Annotated in this window: 16 protein-coding genes; 9 read left to right on the forward strand and 7 right to left on the reverse strand. The window is 56.2% G+C overall.

Going from position 1 to position 16,695, the window contains the following annotated elements; genetic code table 11:
* The first annotated feature begins 750 nt into the window (after window positions 1–750).
* The 4 genes from K0H80_RS12935 to panP all read left to right on the forward strand — a co-directional run bounded on the left by K0H80_RS12935 (window position 751) and on the right by panP (window position 6,285).
* On the forward strand, window positions 751–1,554 hold the full coding sequence (locus tag K0H80_RS12935; protein ID WP_220071840.1) for a gamma-glutamyl-gamma-aminobutyrate hydrolase family protein: 804 nt from the start codon (window positions 751–753) through the stop codon (window positions 1,552–1,554).
* Window positions 1,555–1,816: 262 nt separating this feature from the next.
* Window positions 1,817–3,175, forward strand: a complete 1,359-nt coding sequence (locus tag K0H80_RS12940; protein WP_011866330.1) for a GntP family permease — start codon at window positions 1,817–1,819, stop codon at window positions 3,173–3,175.
* 97 nt (window positions 3,176–3,272) lie between these two features.
* The gene (locus K0H80_RS12945; RefSeq protein ID WP_220071841.1) at window positions 3,273–4,418 is read left to right on the forward strand and encodes a glycerate kinase; all 1,146 of its coding nucleotides are present in this window, start codon (window positions 3,273–3,275) and stop codon (window positions 4,416–4,418) included.
* 226 nt (window positions 4,419–4,644) lie between these two features.
* A complete protein-coding gene (panP, locus tag K0H80_RS12950; RefSeq protein ID WP_220071842.1) occupies window positions 4,645–6,285 on the forward strand; it encodes a pyridoxal-dependent aspartate 1-decarboxylase PanP in 1,641 nt (546 codons plus the stop codon).
* A gap of 40 nt (window positions 6,286–6,325) precedes the next feature.
* Here the strand turns inward: panP and K0H80_RS12955 are convergent, their stop codons facing one another.
* Window positions 6,326–6,787, reverse strand: a complete 462-nt coding sequence (locus K0H80_RS12955) for a thiol-disulfide oxidoreductase DCC family protein (RefSeq protein WP_220071843.1) — start codon at window positions 6,785–6,787, stop codon at window positions 6,326–6,328.
* 308 nt (window positions 6,788–7,095) lie between these two features.
* On the opposite strand from K0H80_RS12955, the gene K0H80_RS12960 reads away from it, so the two are divergent.
* From K0H80_RS12960 to K0H80_RS12975, 4 genes are all read left to right on the forward strand, one after another.
* A complete protein-coding gene (locus K0H80_RS12960; protein WP_258406092.1) occupies window positions 7,096–8,037 on the forward strand; it encodes a helix-turn-helix transcriptional regulator in 942 nt (313 codons plus the stop codon).
* Between the two features lie 274 nt (window positions 8,038–8,311).
* Window positions 8,312–8,998 carry an AzlC family ABC transporter permease gene (locus K0H80_RS12965; RefSeq protein WP_220073984.1) on the forward strand — a complete coding sequence of 229 codons (687 nt, stop codon included), beginning with the start codon at window positions 8,312–8,314 and terminating at the stop codon, window positions 8,996–8,998.
* Window positions 8,998–9,300: an AzlD domain-containing protein gene (locus tag K0H80_RS12970; RefSeq protein ID WP_220073985.1), complete on the forward strand. Its 303-nt coding sequence runs from the start codon at window positions 8,998–9,000 to the stop codon at window positions 9,298–9,300. Before K0H80_RS12965 ends, K0H80_RS12970 begins: the two co-directional genes overlap by 1 nt.
* Before the next feature lie 12 nt (window positions 9,301–9,312).
* Window positions 9,313–9,624, forward strand: a complete 312-nt coding sequence (locus tag K0H80_RS12975) for an NIPSNAP family protein (RefSeq protein WP_220071844.1) — start codon at window positions 9,313–9,315, stop codon at window positions 9,622–9,624.
* Window positions 9,625–9,648: 24 nt separating this feature from the next.
* Here K0H80_RS12975 and K0H80_RS12980 read toward each other — a convergent pair whose 3' ends face one another.
* From K0H80_RS12980 to K0H80_RS13005, 6 genes are all read right to left on the reverse strand, one after another.
* Entirely contained in the window at window positions 9,649–10,335 is a 687-nt protein-coding gene (locus K0H80_RS12980) for a helix-turn-helix transcriptional regulator (RefSeq protein ID WP_220071845.1), read from the reverse strand.
* Window positions 10,336–10,435: 100 nt separating this feature from the next.
* The gene (locus K0H80_RS12985; protein ID WP_220071846.1) at window positions 10,436–10,894 is read right to left on the reverse strand and encodes a GyrI-like domain-containing protein; all 459 of its coding nucleotides are present in this window, start codon (window positions 10,892–10,894) and stop codon (window positions 10,436–10,438) included.
* A 122-nt stretch (window positions 10,895–11,016) separates the two neighbouring features.
* Window positions 11,017–11,436 (reverse strand): VOC family protein, encoded by a 420-nt coding sequence (locus K0H80_RS12990; protein ID WP_220071847.1) that lies wholly within the window; start codon window positions 11,434–11,436, stop codon window positions 11,017–11,019.
* 182 nt (window positions 11,437–11,618) lie between these two features.
* Window positions 11,619–13,373 (reverse strand): phospho-sugar mutase, encoded by a 1,755-nt coding sequence (locus K0H80_RS12995; RefSeq protein ID WP_220071848.1) that lies wholly within the window; start codon window positions 13,371–13,373, stop codon window positions 11,619–11,621.
* Window positions 13,374–13,606: 233 nt separating this feature from the next.
* The gene (locus tag K0H80_RS13000) at window positions 13,607–14,512 is read right to left on the reverse strand and encodes a GGDEF domain-containing protein (RefSeq protein WP_220071849.1); all 906 of its coding nucleotides are present in this window, start codon (window positions 14,510–14,512) and stop codon (window positions 13,607–13,609) included.
* A gap of 87 nt (window positions 14,513–14,599) precedes the next feature.
* Complete coding sequence (locus K0H80_RS13005; protein WP_258406093.1) at window positions 14,600–15,391, reverse strand: substrate-binding periplasmic protein; 792 nt, start codon at window positions 15,389–15,391, stop codon at window positions 14,600–14,602.
* Between the two features lie 366 nt (window positions 15,392–15,757).
* Between K0H80_RS13005 and K0H80_RS13010 the strand changes: the two genes are divergently transcribed.
* The gene (locus K0H80_RS13010; RefSeq protein ID WP_220071851.1) at window positions 15,758–16,621 is read left to right on the forward strand and encodes an RluA family pseudouridine synthase; all 864 of its coding nucleotides are present in this window, start codon (window positions 15,758–15,760) and stop codon (window positions 16,619–16,621) included.
* Window positions 16,622–16,695: the final 74 nt, after the last annotated feature.

A 16,695-nucleotide genomic window follows, 5' to 3' on the forward strand; every position in this document is an offset into this window, starting at 1 on the left:
CTAAGTCGGTTTGTTGTCAGGCTATGATCAGCCGACTGGGGATTAAGATGGTCGCGTCTATCAGGGTTATTTTGTTGTAGCTTCTAACGACATGGTTCTTTGAAAGGTCCTTGAAGGCCGCACCTTCATGGCCACCCAACGCCTGTCCGGCGGGGATCGTGCAAACACTATTTTGGCACGCTGTGGATATATCCCTATACGCTCCACGGCGACGTCCTGTCGCCGAGGGCCAAAATCGTGCTTACACAATTACTCCAACGCCTCTTCGATTTAACGAAATTTATTGTGACTAGAGATTAAGTCTTGAGGTATGAGCAAAGATCCAACCCTACTCACGATTTAGGAAACAAAGCCCGTCGCTTTACCAAAATTTAAGTACAGTCAGAGCAGGAGTAATGAACATGTCTATCAAGGTCGTTGATATTGACCTTACATCATCCTTCAAAGAACAATCCAGGTAAACGCAAACATTTAAAATTCCCCGAAGCAAGCAACGCCAAGTAAATCAAACACAACCAGAGAATGAAATCAGGGATTTCGCCTCTCCTCCTACCAGCACCAAAATGTAATTAATTACACCCACCGCGTTTGACATAATGAACACAGATTGGCAGACTGGTGGTCAACAAATGTGCTTTTACACATTTTGCTATCCTTAAGAAAGGCGATAGCTAGGGCCAGTAGCGGCCTCACCAGGCTACACAGACGTCACGCATCGGGTGACATACAAATCGACCAAACGGGTGATCTATGCCAATAACACAGACTATAAGTGCTAAGAAATCCAAACCAATCATCTTGATGACCATGGGTCAACAAGACAGGAACCAGCATCCCTACCAGGTGATGACCCACAAGTATATGCAGCCGATTGTGGAGATTGCCGGGGCCATCCCGCTGCTGATGCCGACCTGTTTCGGCATCGAAGATGTGGACCGCTACCTGGATATGGTCGATGGCGTCTATCTCTCGGGCGCGGGCTCCAATATCGACCCTAGCCTCTATGGTCAGGAAAACCTCACCCCGGAAAAAAGCCAAGATGTGAATCGCGACACCGTCGATCTGGCCATCATAGCCGGCGCCCTCAAGCGTAAGTTGCCTATCTTAGGGATCTGCCGCGGCATGCAGGAACTCAACATCGCGCTGGGTGGCACCCTGTATCAGAAGGTCTATAGTGAGCCAGGTTTCGATGATCACCGTGAAGATCCACTGACCCCAAACCATGTGCAATATGGCCCAAGACACCCCATCAAGACTGTGCCCGGCAGTTGGCTGGCCAAGCTGATTGGCGATAAGACCATGGTCAACTCTCTCCACGGCCAGGGGATCTGTACCCTGGGTAAGGGGCTAGAGGCCTTGGCCTATGGTGAAGATGGCCTGATCGAGGCGATCCACGGCCCGGAATATGGTCAGTTTATCCTCGGCGTCCAGTGGCACCCCGAGTGGCAGGCCAATGACAACCCGGATTCAATCAAGCTGTTCCAGGCCTTCGGCAGCGCCTGTCGCGGCGAGGCCAGCTGGCAATCGGCCAACGACGTTAAATTAACCGCCTAATCGAACACCCCTTGTCGGTCATTTTGTGATCCAGACCGACTTTACTCCTCCCCCTCAACCGATATTTGGGCAAAAGCACAAATATCGGTTGCACATAAGTTAAATATTAGGAAGCTGGCACGAAGCCAGATTGTCCGATTCTCCGGATAATAGTGCCAGCCTGAAAACCCTTTGCTCCCGCGCTTGGAGCGAGTTAACGGGTCATCGCTAGATCAAACCAACAACTATAGCCAACAAATATAACCCAATACAGGGACACCCTATGAGCCTAGTACTGATCTTGATCGCCGTGATAGCCTTTATCGTTATCGCGACATCCAAATTTAAGCTTCACCCCTTCCTAACCCTCATTCTCGCCTCTTTCATCGCCGCCTTTGCCTACGGGCTACCCAGCGCCGATGTGGCAAAAACCATCACCTCCGGCTTCGGCGGTATCCTGGGCTATATCGGCCTGGTTATCGTGCTGGGTACCATCATAGGTACCATATTGGAGAAGAGCGGCGCGGCCATCACCATGGCCGACGTGGTGATTAAGGTGCTCGGAAAGCGCTTCCCGACCCTGACCATGTCGATCATAGGTTACCTGGTCTCCATCCCGGTATTTTGTGACTCGGGCTTCGTGATCCTTAACTCGCTCAAGCAGTCGATGGCCAACCGCATGAAGGTCTCCAGCGTCTCCATGAGCGTCGCCCTGGCTACCGGCCTGTATGCAACCCACACCTTCGTGCCGCCAACGCCCGGCCCGATTGCCGCCGCCGGTAACCTGGGGCTAGAGTCTAATTTGGGTCTGGTCATAGGCGTGGGCATCTTCGTCGCCGCCGTCGCCGCGCTGGCTGGCATGTTATGGGCCAACCGCTTCGCTCATGTCGAGCCCGACGGTGAAGGTGCCGAGGAGCTAAAGAACAATGTGGAAGATTTCGAGCAGCTCAAGGCTGCCTACGGCGAGCTACCTAGCCCGGCCAAGGCGTTTGCCCCTATCTTCGTGCCTATTTTGCTGATCTGCCTGGGCTCAATTGCCAAGTTCCCATCACAACCACTGGGTGATGGCGCCCTGTTCGATACCCTGGCCTTCCTAGGTCAACCGGTAAACGCCCTGATGATAGGTCTATTCCTATCGCTGAGCCTGCTCAAGAGTCAGGATAAGATCAAAGAGTTTAGCGATCGCATCAGCCACGGCTTAGTGGTGGCAGCGCCTATCCTGTTGATCACGGGTGCTGGCGGTGCCTTCGGCGCCGTGCTCAAGGCCACAGAAATAGGTAACTTCCTCGGCAGCTCACTCTCCGCCCTAGGCATAGGTATCTTCATGCCGTTTATCGTCGCCGCCGCGCTGAAATCGGCCCAAGGCTCATCGACCGTAGCCCTGGTAGCCACCTCTGCCTTGGTAGCCCCTATGCTTGGCGATATCGGCCTTGCCAGCGACATGGGCCGGGTGCTGACTGTGATGGCCATAGGTGCTGGCGCCATGACAGTTTCCCACGCCAACGATAGCTTCTTCTGGGTGGTGACTCAGTTTAGCCGCATGAGCGTGAAGCAGGCCTACAAGGCGCAAACCATGGCGACCCTTATCCAGGGGGTCACCGCCATGATCCTTGTCTACCTGCTGAGTCTCGTCCTACTCTAAGCTAAACAAGCCGGCGCCATTGGACTAAGCCTGGGCGCCGGACAACCCAACTCGTTTATTTCAGAAATGTCCTTCTCTCTTCACACAGGAAGCCTGCATGAAAATAGTCATCGCGCCCGATTCATATAAAGAAAGTTTGAGCGCCATGGAAGTCGCCACCGAGATAGCCCGGGGGTTTTGTGAGGTGCTTCCCAACGCCGAATATATCAAATTGCCGGTCGCCGACGGCGGCGAAGGCACGGTGCAATCTATGGTGGATGCCACCGGCGGCAAATTAGTCGAACTTAAGGTCACCGGCCCCCTGGGCAGTCAGGTGGATGCCCACTATGGCCTGCTGGGCCAGGAGGCGCAAGGGCAGCGCACCGCGGTGATTGAGATGGCCTCGGCCTCTGGGCTACACCATGTGCCGACCCTCTTGCGCGACCCTTTGGTCACCACCAGCTATGGCACGGGCGAGCTTATCTGTCATGCCCTCAACAGTGGCGTCACCCATCTGATCCTCGGCCTTGGCGGCAGCGCCACCAACGACGGCGGCGCCGGCATGCTGCAAGCCCTGGGCGCGCACCTGCTGGACAATGACGGCAAGCCCCTAAGACCTGGCGGCGCCGCGCTTGAGCACCTCGCCAGTGTCGATATCGGCGAGCTGCATCCACGGCTTGCCCAGGTAGCAATTGAGGTCGCCTGCGATGTAGATAATCCACTGTGTGGCGACAAGGGGGCCTCGGCCATCTTCGGGCCGCAAAAAGGCGCCGATGAGATCATGGTCGCCAGATTAGACAAGGCCCTTAGCCACTTCGCCGCTATCACCAGCTCTGCTGGCCTCAAGGAGTGCCGCGACATGCCGGGCGCCGGCGCCGCGGGCGGTATGGGCTTTGCCATGCTCGCCTATCTGGGCGCCAAGTTAAGACCCGGCATAGATATCGTGATGGAGACGGTCAGGCTGAGCGAACACCTCAAGGGGGCGGATCTCGTCATCACGGGTGAAGGCCGCCTCGACAGCCAGACCCTGCATGGAAAGACCCCCATGGGCGTCACCCGCGAGGCCAATAAACAGGGGATCCCGGTTATCGCTATCGCCGGCTGCGTCAGCGAGGATGCCAATGTGCTGCTGGACCACGGTATAGACGCCCTGTTTTCCGTAACCCCCAGGGCCTTGCCGCTCGAAGAGGTGCTAGCCGGCGCCCGTCATAACCTCTATAGCTGCGCAGTCAATATCGCCCGTCTCTATCGTCTGGGGCGTTAGCTGCCGCTCTGAGTTGACTCTAAATGCCCTGACGCCGCCTTGGCTAGGGGCTTTTTACTATCAGTACGTATAATAAGCTCAAGAATGGTCTCTAATAGGCCAGTCGCCCGCCAGCCATTTCACTTTTCCCCTTGATGCGGTATAAAGCTTACAGTAAAGTTAGCTCCCTTTTTCGATCGCCTGTTTTTCTATTTCAAAACAGACACAAGTTAAGCGACGCGCCTCGATGACATCAAAACAGACACGACAAGCGACCGCCTCTGAAGAGGCCTTGATGCGTATTTTCACTCTGCCCGAGGCACCGAATTCGACCCTGGGTAAGATAGAGAAAAACCTGTCGGAAAACCTGATGGGCTTCCTCAAAGAGAGTATCGTCGCGGTCGAGAAGCCGCTGACCGAAATAGAAAAAGATTTCCAGGCCTACCAGATCCCCACAGCCCCCAGCTTCGTCTCCGACTATGCCGAGCAGATGATGCAGACCCTAATCGCCCACAGCGTGCACACCTCGGCTCCCAGCTTCATAGGTCATATGACCTCGGCGCTGCCCTATTTCGTGCTGCCGCTGTCGAAGATGATGGTGGGACTCAACCAGAACCTGGTGAAGATAGAGACCTCCAAGGCCTTCACGCCGCTGGAGCGCCAGGTGCTGGGGATGATGCACCACATGGTCTATGGCCAGACAGAAGAGTTCTACCAGAGCTGGATGCACAGCGCCAGTCACTCACTGGGCGCCTTCTGCTCCGGTGGCACGGTCGCCAACATCACGGCGCTGTGGATCGCCCGTAACCGACTGTTACAACCGGATGGCGACTTTAAGGGCGTGGCCCAATCTGGATTGATGCGGGCGCTGCGTCACTACGGCTACGACGATCTGGCCATTCTGGTCTCGACCCGAGGTCACTACTCTCTCGGCAAGGCCGCGGATCTGCTAGGCATAGGCCGCGACAACATCATCAGCGTGCCTTGCGCCAGCGATAACAAGGTAGATGTGGCCAAGATGCGCGAGGCGGCCGAGCAGTTAGCCAAGCAGAACATCAAGGTGATGGCTATTGTCGGCGTAGCTGGCACCACGGAGACAGGTAACATAGACCCGCTCGGTGAGCTTGCGGATCTCGCCGAGCAGCTGGGTTGCCATTTCCATGTGGACGCCGCCTGGGGCGGTGCCAGCCTGCTGTCGAATAAGTATCGCCACCTGTTAGCCGGCATAGAGCGCGCCGACTCAGTCACTATCGATGCCCACAAACAGATGTATGTGCCCATGGGCGCAGGTATGGTGCTATTTAAAGACCCGGAATTTGCCAACGCCATCAAACACCACGCCGAATATATTCTGCGTAAGGGCTCGAAAGATCTGGGCAGTCAGACACTAGAGGGCTCGCGCCCGGGCATGGCCATGCTGGTACATGCCTGCCTGCAGGTGATAGGCCGCGACGGCTACGAGATCTTAATTAACAACAGCCTGGAGAAGGCGCGCTACTTCGGCGAGCTGATTGCCATCCAGGACGATTTTCAGCTGGTCTCCAGGCCTGAGCTCTGCCTACTGACCTACCGCTATGTGCCGGCCAAGGTGCAGGCGCTGCTCAATGAGGCGGTCGCAGCCGGTGACGCGGCCCGGGTGAGCGAAATCAATGCATTACTGGACGGCCTGACCAAGTTTATTCAGAAGCGCCAACGTGAGCAGGGAAAATCCTTCGTCTCCCGTACCCGCATCATTCCGGCCAATAACCTTGAGCAGACCTCTGTGGTGTTCCGCGTGGTACTGGCCAACCCCTTGACCAGTAATGAGATCTTACAGCAGGTATTGGATGAGCAGCGCGACATAGCCAAGCTAGACGACCGCTTCCTGCCTAAGCTGCTGGCCCTCTAGTTTTTCAATAGCTCAATCTAGAAAGTGCAATCGAGCACGCTCACTCGACAAATCTGCCCCTGTCTACCTCGGATGGCAGGGCGCAGGCTCTGCGACCAAACAGACGATAACGCCGATTGGCTATCTGGCGATAGCCCCAGTCTCGCAGGCCCCTGGGCAGCACTTTCAATACCCTTAACAGGGGCCAGAGGCCATCGAGCTTGCTTGCCACCGCCAGCGCCGCCTCGCTCTGGGCTAACACGCCCTGCTCATCGAGCAGATAGAAGCTGCTGAGATCCTCAAGGTCAATCTCTATACCGCGATCTGCCAACAGCCGCTGGGCCGTCTCGCTCTGAATCGAGGCGAATTTGAAATGCTCGCGCCTGTCGCGCCTGACGATAAAGCGCACCGCGCCGTGGCACAGGTTACAGCTGCCATCGAAGATCACTAAAGGATAGAGATCCCCCTGCTGGGCTCTATCCTCAATGTCAGTGGGTTGATTGTTAATTCGCTGAATCCTCATTTTTGCCACATTCTTGACTTTCGACTCACAACGTTCTCGGCTCTCGACTCGCTTCCCAAGCTATCAGCTATCAGTTCTCAGGGCTTGGAAAGCCTTTGCGCTCGCCTCTCTCCTGAGTGTACCACCCAAGACACCATAATCCGCTTTAGTTCATTTTAAACAGAGGCCAATTTTGTACAAAAACAGTCAACTCATTTAGGCTATGATGGCTAAGAGCCGATACAAACCAGTGACGAACCAGAACTATTGAGTACTAACCACTGAGTATCGGCCTCTCGACGCGAGTATAAGAGATTGCCCAAACACCCATGAAGTCACCAGCAACTGAGTCAACAACCAAGCATGCAGCTGCTCTCCAAAGTCTCGGCCGTAAATCAGCAAAGGCCCAAACGAAAGCCCGAGAAAATGAGCAGACAAAAGAGCAGGCCAACTTCAGCCTGGCAAAGGAGCTGGGCGGCATAGAGCTACTGGATGCCAGTTACCATCAGCAAAACTTCTCGCGCCACAGTCACGAGGGCTATACGGTGGGCGTAATCGAAACCGGCGCGCAGCGTTTCTATCGCACCGGCGGCAATCACACGGCGCCGCAGCACAGCATCATATTGGTGAACGCAGATGAGGTGCATAACGGCCGCTCGGCCACAGATTTTGGCTGGTCCTATCGCGCCATGTATCCCCTGCCGCAGCAGTTTGCCAGGGTCCATGACGAGCTAGGCGGTAAAAGTGGCGACGCGCCCTATTTTCCCAAGCCAGTGGTGCACGACAAACCATTAGCGGAGCTGTTACGCCTCACCTTCGACACATTAAGCTCCTCAGACAATGCCCTGCTACGTGAGAGTCTTATCTACACCAGCTTGGCACGCCTGATGTCCCGCCATGGTGCCAGTCGCCCGGTCGAGAAATCACTGCGGCCAACGGCGCAGCTGGCATTGGTAAAGCAGTTTCTGGATGATATGCCCACCGCCGATGTCTCCCTCGATGCGCTGGCCAAACTAGCGGGGCTCAGCCCCTTCTATCTGATCAAGCAGTTCCAGCGCCAGTATGGTCTGCCGCCCCACGCCTACCAGATCCAGGGACGGATTCGATTGGCCAAACAGATGATCCGCCAGGGATGCAAGCTGCTGGAGGTCGCGCTGGCCTGTGGCTTTCACGATCAGAGTCACCTCAATCGTCACTTCAAACGCGCCATGGGCGTCACCCCGGGCCAGTATGCCAGAGAGGTCGAAGCCAGTAGGGCAAGAGGCCAATAGCCCAATCGGCAAAGCAAGACAGAAAAAGCAGCGCAACAATGTACAAGCCAGGTGCGCCCTTTTCTAGTAAGGTCGAATAATCCCTCAATCAAAACCAGCTAAGATGACACGCCAATCTCAACCAGACTCGAATAAGCCTTTGCCTAACTCGGCCACCGAAAGCCCAGATGCCGGAAGCCCGGATGCAAACAGCGCTAATACCGAAAACGCTATGCTCGACAACGAAAGCCTAGGTAACGAAATAGGTAACGAAAGAATAGGCAATGCATCACCAATGCGTGCGGCGCTCAAGGGGGCGCTGGCCATCTCGCCCCTGACACTAGCAGTCGTTCCCTGGGGCATACTCGCCGGTTCTTTTGCCATAGACGCCGGGCTCACGCCATTGCAAAGTCAGGCCATGTCGGCGCTGGTCTTCGCCGGTGCGGCGCAGCTGGTGGCGCTTGGGATGATCAAGGCAGGGATTGGCCTTGCCAGCATATTAATCACCACCTTGCTGATCACCTCGCGCCACCTGCTCTATGGCATGGCGATGCGCCCGCAGATCAGCCCACTGCCACTTAAGTGGCGACTCACCCTAGGCTTTCTGCTCACCGATGAGCTGTTTGCCATCGCCAACCTGGGCAAACAGCGCAGCCTGGATCCCTGGTTCGCCTTCGGCGGCGGCTTTAGCTTCTATCTGGGGTGGAACCTGGCCACGGCAATGGGGATAACCCTGGGCCATAAGATAGAGAATCTGGACGCCTTGGGGCTGGATTTCGCCATCGCCGCCACCTTCATCGCCATTGTGGTGCCAGCGGTGAAACGCCCCTCAATCCTGGTGTGTGTGCTGGTCGCCATGGTGAGCAGTGTGGTGTGCGCCCTGATGGAGCTGCAGGCGGGACTGCTTATCGCCTCTTTGACCGGAATGGCCTTCGGCCAGCTCTATGCCAAACTCAGCGGTGAATCTTGGAGGCAGGCATGATGATTTGGCTTACCATGATCGCCATGACGGCGGTGATCTTCCTTAGTCGTTATCTGTTTCTCGAGCCGAAACTGCCCCTGCGCCTGAGTAAAAATACCCTGCAGTTTCTTGGATATTCCGCGCCTGCGGTGCTAACCGCCATCGCCGCTCCCATACTCTTCGTGCGCGACCAGCAGCTGGCGATAGCTCTCGATAACAGCTACCTCATCTGCGGCTTACTAGCCGTATTACTGGCCTACTTTACCCGCAACACACTGCTGACCGTGCTGGTGAGTATGGCGCTGTTTTTCATCATACATTAGGGAGAAAATAAGATGGCGGTTACCTGTCACGTGAAATACATCATCGACCCGGATAAGCTGGATATGTTTGAGCACTATGCCAGACTCTGGCTACCTTTGGTGGCCAAGTTTGGTGGGCAACATCACGGCTACTTCCTGCCCAGCGAGGGGGCCAACGATGTCGCCTTGGCTCTATTTAGCTTTCCTTCGCTGGCCAGCTACGAGCAATACCGCGAGGCCTCAGTGCATGATAAAGAATGTATCGCGGCCTTCGAGTACGCCAAGCAGCACAAGTTTATCCGCCGCTATGAGCGCAGCTTCATGCGCCCGCTGCTGCCGGAATAATCTAAAATACCGATGGTAAGACAGCTAACACTCGCCATGTTGCGCCTGCATCATGGCGATATAATCTGGCATCTCCTGGCCCGGCGTGTGGGGGAAATGGCTGCCAAGGGGCAAGACGCCCACTATGCGATCGACACGAAAGTTACGAAAATCACCGCGCAGCTCGCACCAGGCAAGTAGTGTCCAGACCCCTTGCCAGTAATAGAGCGCGAGGGGGCGAACCTGGCGCTCGCTACCGCTTTGCTTCACGTCTTGATAGCTCAGCAGAATATATTCCCGCTCCCTGGATGTCCTTCGCAGCAGATCGAGAAAGGAGAACAGCTGCCCGTCGCTGTAAAAATCGGGGGCAAACATCAAGGATTGATAAGCCTTGAGCCGCTCAGGCAACACGGCTTCGACCTTGATCATCGCCTGCTTGGCGGCGCTGGCCAGCTCGTGGCCCCCCTGGGCCTGCACCATACGCATGCCCACCTGTATCGCCTCCAGCTCCTGCTCGTTAAACATCAGCGGCGGTACATTCACCTCCTGGCGCAGCAGATAGCCGACGCCGGCCTCCCCTTCGATGGGGATCCCCGACAGGCAGAGATCCTGAATATCCCGGTAGATGGTACGGCTAGAGACCTCGAGTCGCTCCGCCAGCTGCTTAGCCGTGGTGAGGCGTCTGTGTCTGAGAATTTGTACGATTTGAAATAGGCGATCGGCGCGGCGCATGACTTACCTGAATTGGCCGCCCCTTGGACGGCCCGTGGTGATTATGACTGGACCTTGCTAAATCCAGGCTTAACTAGACTTTGGCTAGACCTCTACCTATCTAAACTTCGACGTGGACGCCGATATAGATATCGACGCTGTCAGGCTGGGCGTAACACTCAAAATCGGTCAGGTACTGGCGACGATAGGGGCAATCGGGGCGCTGAAAATAGGCCCAGATCTGCTGCCAGAGTGAAATAACCGCCTGGGGCATCTCTCCTGTGGCGCTGAAACAGAGGTAGTTACCGCCCTCTAAGGTGAGCGGAGTTAACTTGTCGTCATGCTCTATGGTGCCCGCCTCGACCGCCGTCATCAGGCTATAGTCGCCATCCATGTCGCTGGCATAGTCGTAATAGACCCCATACACAGGCAACTTACCGAAGATCTGCTCGCCATACTGCCCCATGAAGGCCTGCCACAGGGGGGCGATTTTTTGCGTCGCCGCTTCAGACTCGGCTCCATTGTTGGTACGAACACTCATGCCGACCAGTGACTTGGGGGCGAGGTTTATCGTCTTCATCTCAATTCCTTCTGTTATATCCTTTGCATAGCTTGAATTACATAGCTTGCAAGCGCCGCGGCGCTTGCGTTAACTCTATTAGCTCTATGAACTTAAATCGTTAGCGGTTTAAGTGCTCTCGATTAACCTTTGAGACTCGGCGCCCAGAGGCCGACGCGATTGCCTTCGCTATCGACGATGACGCAGCTATAGCCGCACTCCCCTTCCTTGATAGCCATGGCAGGCAAAGCGATTTCGACATCATTTTGCTCCAACCTTTCAATCAGGGGGGCCAGGTGATCGCTAAGGTGTAGATAGAGGATGCTGCCGGCTCCACTTGGGCGCATCATATCATGTTTTACCAGGGCGATGCTGGCCGCCTGGGGCGCCTCAGTCTCTAGTATGGCCATCTCCATGCCAAACATCTGCTCATCGCGAAAACGCACCCCGAACTGAGTCTGATAGAAGGCCTTGGCCCGCGCCATATCCGAGACGGCGATCTCGCCCCAGACTAAAGGTGCCTGCTGTAAAGGTGCCTGGTGTAACACTTGCTGTTCTTGCATCTTGCTCTCCTTAATGGGCCGAATGCGACGCTCAACCCTGAGCGTCTCCCTCACTCGGTCAGTAAGAAGAGCTTAACGCCCCCCTACTGACAGCCTAGTGTCAGTAGGCTGTCAACCAGTTAACAAACCATGACTCGCCTCCAGACATTAGGCGCCAGGCGTTAGGCATTAGGCTTTAGGCATTAGGCGTTAGGCAAGCCCGCTTGATGCCGGGAGACAAATTCCGCCATGGCGGCCTCGGCGCGGCGCTGCACATCCGCAAGCCCCTCCTGCTCGCCGAAGGGCTCGACCACCTCGTAATAGCACTTCACCTTAGGCTCTGTGCCCGAGGGGCGCACTATCACCCTGGCGTTGCCTTGCAGACGATAAATGAGCACGTCGCTGCGAGGCAGGTCTATTGTCTCTTCGCGGCCATCGACAAAACGGCGCACGCCCAGGCTGATGTCATCCACAGACTCCAGGGCCCTACCGGCAATCTCGATGGGGTTGAGCGCCCTTAGCTGCTCGCCTATGGTGGGCGCACCTGGCTCGCCGCTGAGGGCGATACTCACCTGACGGTTGAGATAATAGCCATATTGACGATAAATGGTCTCCAGCCTGTCCCACAGAGTCTCCCCCTTGGCAGCCAGCTCGGCGGTGAGCTGCACGAAGGCAACCAAGGCTGATAGACCATCCTTGTCCCACACCATGCTGCCAACCGTGTAGCCGAGCGCCTCTTCGTAGGCGAACAGGAAGCGGTTCTCCTGAGTCTGTTTGCTCATGCCAACATTGGTCAGCCACTTGAAGCCTGTGAGTGTGGTCTCGCAGCGAGCGCCGCATGCCTCACTGATGCGGGTCAGCAGGCTGGAGGAGACTATGGTACAGCAGAGCAAACGCTGATCATCACTGGCGTGGGAGAGTAGGTAGTGGCCCAGCAAGACCCCCACCTGATCCCCGGTCAGCATCTGATAGGCCTCGGTGGAGGACATCTCTGGTGTGGCACCGGGTTTACGCACCGCTACCGCGAAACGGTCGGCGTCTGGATCGTTGGCACAGGCCAGCATGGCACCATGCTTGTGAGCCTCGGCCATCACCAGATCCATGGCGCCTGCCTCTTCGGGGTTGGGGAAGTTCACCGTGGGGAAGTCACCGTCTGGCTCACGCTGGGCCGCGACCGAATAGACCTGTGTAACCCCGATATCCTTAAGCAGGGTCTCGGCCATTTCGGCGCCGACCCCATGCATGGCGGTGTAGGCCAGGCTCACCAACTCGGGACGGGCGGGGCTTTGCAGCACCTCTGCGTTTAACACGCCCTGACGATAAGCCTGATAGTAATCCTCCTCGAGCATCACCAGCTTACCATTCTCCACTGCCGTTTCCAGCGGCAACATATCCACCGGCGAGTTGGCCGCCAGCTCGATGCGGGCCGCGATGCCGGTATCATGGGGCGGAATGATCTGCGCGCCATTACCCCAGTAAACCTTATAGCCATTGTACTGCGGCGGGTTATGACTGGCGGTCACCACTATGCCGGCAGCCGCCCCGAGATGCAGAACGCCGAAGGCCACCAGAGGGGTCGGCGCCACCTTGCTGGTGAGGAATACCTTGAAACCCGAAGCGGTAAGCACGCTGGCGGCGTCCTCGGCAAACTGCTTGGAGTCGTGACGGCCATCGTAGCCGATGACAACGCCGCGACTCACTGCATTTTCCACCTGAGCCTTGAGGTATTCGGCGACCCCTTTGGAGGTCTGCTGCACCACCAGACGGTTCATCCGCATGGGACCTGCGCCCACCACGCCGCGAATGCCCGCGGTACCGAAGGTGAGACGGCCAGCGAACCTTGCCGCCAGCTCCTCCTGCGCCCCCTGTTCGACCAGGGCCTGGATCTCGGCGCGACTCTTGGCGTCGCTATCGAGACTCAACCAATGTTTTATCCTTGCCTGTATCTGTGTTTGCATAATGCCTCCGCAGCACCAGTTTCCCTTAACAGTATGTCTGCCTGAAGGGGTTAACAAGTGAATTTGCATTAAAGATTCATTATATAAACTATAGAAGAAACACCCAGATGCCCCAATTGAGGTGACCTGTTTCTAGTGCCGATTTAGCTATCAAAGAGGCGGCCTCCCCCTAGATGGTCGCCAGCGCCAGAATGAGCGCGTCGATAAAGAAGGTAAAACGGCTTAGCGAAAGCCTAAGGGATATAGCTCAGCTGATTCTTACCCAGGTCTTTAGCCTGATACAGGGCCATATCGGCTCGCCTTAGGGTATCCTGGTAGGAGGTATCGCCCGCCTTGATCCCCGTCATCCCCAGGCTGATGGTGGCCAGCAGCTCATCCTCGGCCAGGGCAGATAAGGCGCGATTGAAACTCTGATGCAGCGCCTCGACCATGGCCATCGCCTGGGTCGGCAGCAGACCCGGCAAGACCACCACAAACTCATCACCACCGAAGCGGTAGGCATAGTCTGTCTTACGGAACTCGCGGCGGCAGATCTCGGCCACGGCCAGGATGTTCTCATCCCCCTTATGGTGGCCCTTGGCGTCGTTGATCTGTTTCAGGTTATCGATATCCAGCATCAATATAGTGGTTGGCATCCCCTGCTCGCTGAAGTTGTCGAAATGCAGGGCAAAGTCGCGCTCGAGACGGCGACGATTATAAAGGCCGGTCAGCTGATCCGTATCACTCAGTTCCCTGAGCCTTAACTCCAGCTCGTGGCGCTTAGAGATATTACTGGCGACCCAGAGCACCACCTCTTCGCCGTCGACGCGAAAATCCAGCGCCTGAATTCGCCCCTCGAACCAGATGGGCGCCACCGGCCCCTCGTCGGGCAGCCCCTTCACATCCTTGTTGCTCAGCTCATACTCTTCGATCAGCAAGCGGCGAGTCGAGAGTGCCCTGTCTATGGTCTGCAGAAACCAGGCGGCCTTAGCGGGCTTGATCACCTCATGGAGGTAGGCACCTATGAGGCCACGACCATCGTGATAGTAGCGCGCATCGCTGCCGCCGAAGACGGCCACATATTTGCCGCTACTGGACAAAATAAAAGCTGGATCCGGCAGTGCCTCAAGCACGGCGACCATCTGCTCATTTGCGATCATAACCACCCCATCAATGCAGCCTGACTCACTCTCATTAAACCCTATTTGACGCCAAATCGACAAGAATAGCCAGACAAATCAATATACTTAATCGAACCACAGTTCAGGTTCGCTGAGCAGGTTCTTACTGGTCTGTGACAGAAATGGATTATCCAGGCGAAACACACGTCGCTCGGTCAGCCTAGCCCGCCCCAACATACCTTCTGTGATGGCATGATGATAAAAAAGTTCATCGAAGCTGCCATCGCTCAACGCCGCGCGCAGGCCATATTCGATCCGCTCCGACAGCGCCAGATTATCAGGGCTAACGAAGAAATAGAGGGGCGCGGGATAGACGATGACAAACTGAGTATCCACCATCAGCTTTGGTCTGTCGGCAATCTCGTCCCAGGGCTCATGGAGCGCCCGCAGAAAATAGTCGAAGCGGCCCTTCTCCAGCATGGTCAACAGGCTGTGGGCCGTCCCCCTTACCAAGGTAAAGCCCTGGCGCTGCAAGATATCGCTGTCTGGCCAGTCGCTGCCCTGGCCAACGGGGAGCCGCTGGAGCTCTTCTATCTGGGTGATGTTGGCGAAACGGGCCTCATCTTCGGTGCGTATGATGGCGATACGATGACCCATCAACCCCTTGAGCAGGGGAAAGTAAACCGCGCGCAGTTGCCGCTCCCGGCTGATGCTGGTCATGGTCCACACCACATCCAGCTTTCCCTGTTCCACCAGCTTGATGGTGCGTCCCTGGGGCATATCCATCTCCACCGGCAGCAAGCGATAGTCGCCATATTGGTCTTGGCTCTTCTCCATGGCCAGGCGTAGCAGGTCGATATAGTAGCTCTGTTTGGGATCGACGAAATGGGTCGACAGGTTGTAGCGCACCTCAGTCACCTCGGCCCGCGCCACATTTGCCGTTATGAGACAGGCGATTATGAAACAGGTAGTTATGAGACAAGCAGTAAATGAGCAAGCTTTTCTCAGACAAACGAATGTCTTGCACACCATCGCACTTTGCACCATCTCGCTCCTCCCTGCTCCCACTGCCTTGAGTATAGCAGCCGATGCTGAGGTAGAGAGCAGAGGGAGAGAGCCGAGAGCAGAACTTAACCAATGACAACAAGGCCAAGCGTCAAGCGCCGCAAAAGGGGAAAAATAGTGTAAACTGACGGGGTTTTTCGCCCAAGAGCTCTCTAGTACGTAAAGCTAAGCCGTAAAAGATAAACCGCAAAAGATAAGCACCTAGAAGATAAGCCTGCCATGCAACCAGACTCCAAGCTAAGCCCTATCGAACATCACCTCAATGTCAGCCAGACAGAGACGGACGCCTGCACCCTGCTGGCCGAGGCGAGCCAGCTTTCCAAGCAGGAGATTAAACAGGCGATGGCCAAGGGCGCCGTGTGGCTCACGAGGGGCAAATACACTCAGCGTCTACGCCGAGCCAAGAAACCGCTTAAGCTTGGGGATCTACTGCACCTCTACTACAACCCTAAGGTACTGGCTCAGCAGGTAGAGGATGCCCAGCTGATTCTGGATAAAGGCGAATACAGTATCTGGTACAAGCCCTACGCCATGTTGTGTCAGGGCTCAAAATGGAGCGATCACACCACCATCAACCGCTTCGTCGAGACTCATCTCACGCCGCAGCGCCCCGCCTTTATCATCCACCGTCTGGACAGGGCGGCGACGGGATTGGTGATCATAGGCCACAGCAAAACGATTACGGCGGCGCTCGCGGCCCAGTTCGAGCATCGCGAGCTGGACAAACAGTACCGGGTGATCGTCAATGGGGAGTATCCCAAGACACCACGCACCATCACCACTGAGGTGGACGGCAAGCCAGCGTGTTCCCACGCCAACCTGGTGGAATACGACAGCGAGCTGGATATGTCTCTGGTGCAGGTAAAGATAGAGACGGGCCGCAAGCATCAGATCCGCATCCACATGGCCAGCATAGGCTTTCCCGTGGTGGGTGACAGACAACATGGCGGCGCCGAGACGGGCGATGTGAATCTGCAGCTCACCGCCTGCTTTTTGGACTTCACTTGCCCCTTAAGTAAGCAGCCTCTGCATGTGGCACTCCCCGAGGCGCTGCAGCCCAGCCTAGCAGCGCTTAAGGCTTGAGCAGCGCTTAAGGCTTGAGCAGCGCTTAAGGCTTGAGCAGCGCTTAAGGCTTGAGCAGCGCTTAAGGTTTGAGC

It is taken from the genome of Shewanella aegiceratis (assembly GCF_019457495.1).
GTDB lineage: Bacteria > Pseudomonadota > Gammaproteobacteria > Enterobacterales > Shewanellaceae > Shewanella > Shewanella loihica.

Bases quoted from the DNA above. Each gene is read 5' to 3' on its own strand.
- K0H80_RS12935 (WP_220071840.1), top strand. From the start codon at position 751: ATGCCAATAACACAGACTATAAGTGCTAAGAAATCCAAACCAATCATC.
- K0H80_RS12940 (WP_011866330.1), top strand. From the start codon at position 1,817: ATGAGCCTAGTACTGATCTTGATCGCCGTGATAGCCTTTATCGTTATC.
- K0H80_RS12945 (WP_220071841.1), top strand. From the start codon at position 3,273: ATGAAAATAGTCATCGCGCCCGATTCATATAAAGAAAGTTTGAGCGCC.
- panP (WP_220071842.1), top strand. From the start codon at position 4,645: ATGACATCAAAACAGACACGACAAGCGACCGCCTCTGAAGAGGCCTTG.
- K0H80_RS12955 (WP_220071843.1), bottom strand. From the start codon at position 6,787: ATGAGGATTCAGCGAATTAACAATCAACCCACTGACATTGAGGATAGA.
- K0H80_RS12960 (WP_258406092.1), top strand. From the start codon at position 7,096: ATGAAGTCACCAGCAACTGAGTCAACAACCAAGCATGCAGCTGCTCTC.
- K0H80_RS12965 (WP_220073984.1), top strand. From the start codon at position 8,312: ATGCGTGCGGCGCTCAAGGGGGCGCTGGCCATCTCGCCCCTGACACTA.
- K0H80_RS12970 (WP_220073985.1), top strand. From the start codon at position 8,998: ATGATTTGGCTTACCATGATCGCCATGACGGCGGTGATCTTCCTTAGT.
- K0H80_RS12975 (WP_220071844.1), top strand. From the start codon at position 9,313: ATGGCGGTTACCTGTCACGTGAAATACATCATCGACCCGGATAAGCTG.
- K0H80_RS12980 (WP_220071845.1), bottom strand. From the start codon at position 10,335: ATGCGCCGCGCCGATCGCCTATTTCAAATCGTACAAATTCTCAGACAC.
- K0H80_RS12985 (WP_220071846.1), bottom strand. From the start codon at position 10,894: ATGAAGACGATAAACCTCGCCCCCAAGTCACTGGTCGGCATGAGTGTT.
- K0H80_RS12990 (WP_220071847.1), bottom strand. From the start codon at position 11,436: ATGCAAGAACAGCAAGTGTTACACCAGGCACCTTTACAGCAGGCACCT.
- K0H80_RS12995 (WP_220071848.1), bottom strand. From the start codon at position 13,373: ATGCAAACACAGATACAGGCAAGGATAAAACATTGGTTGAGTCTCGAT.
- K0H80_RS13000 (WP_220071849.1), bottom strand. From the start codon at position 14,512: ATGATCGCAAATGAGCAGATGGTCGCCGTGCTTGAGGCACTGCCGGAT.
- K0H80_RS13010 (WP_220071851.1), top strand. From the start codon at position 15,758: ATGCAACCAGACTCCAAGCTAAGCCCTATCGAACATCACCTCAATGTC.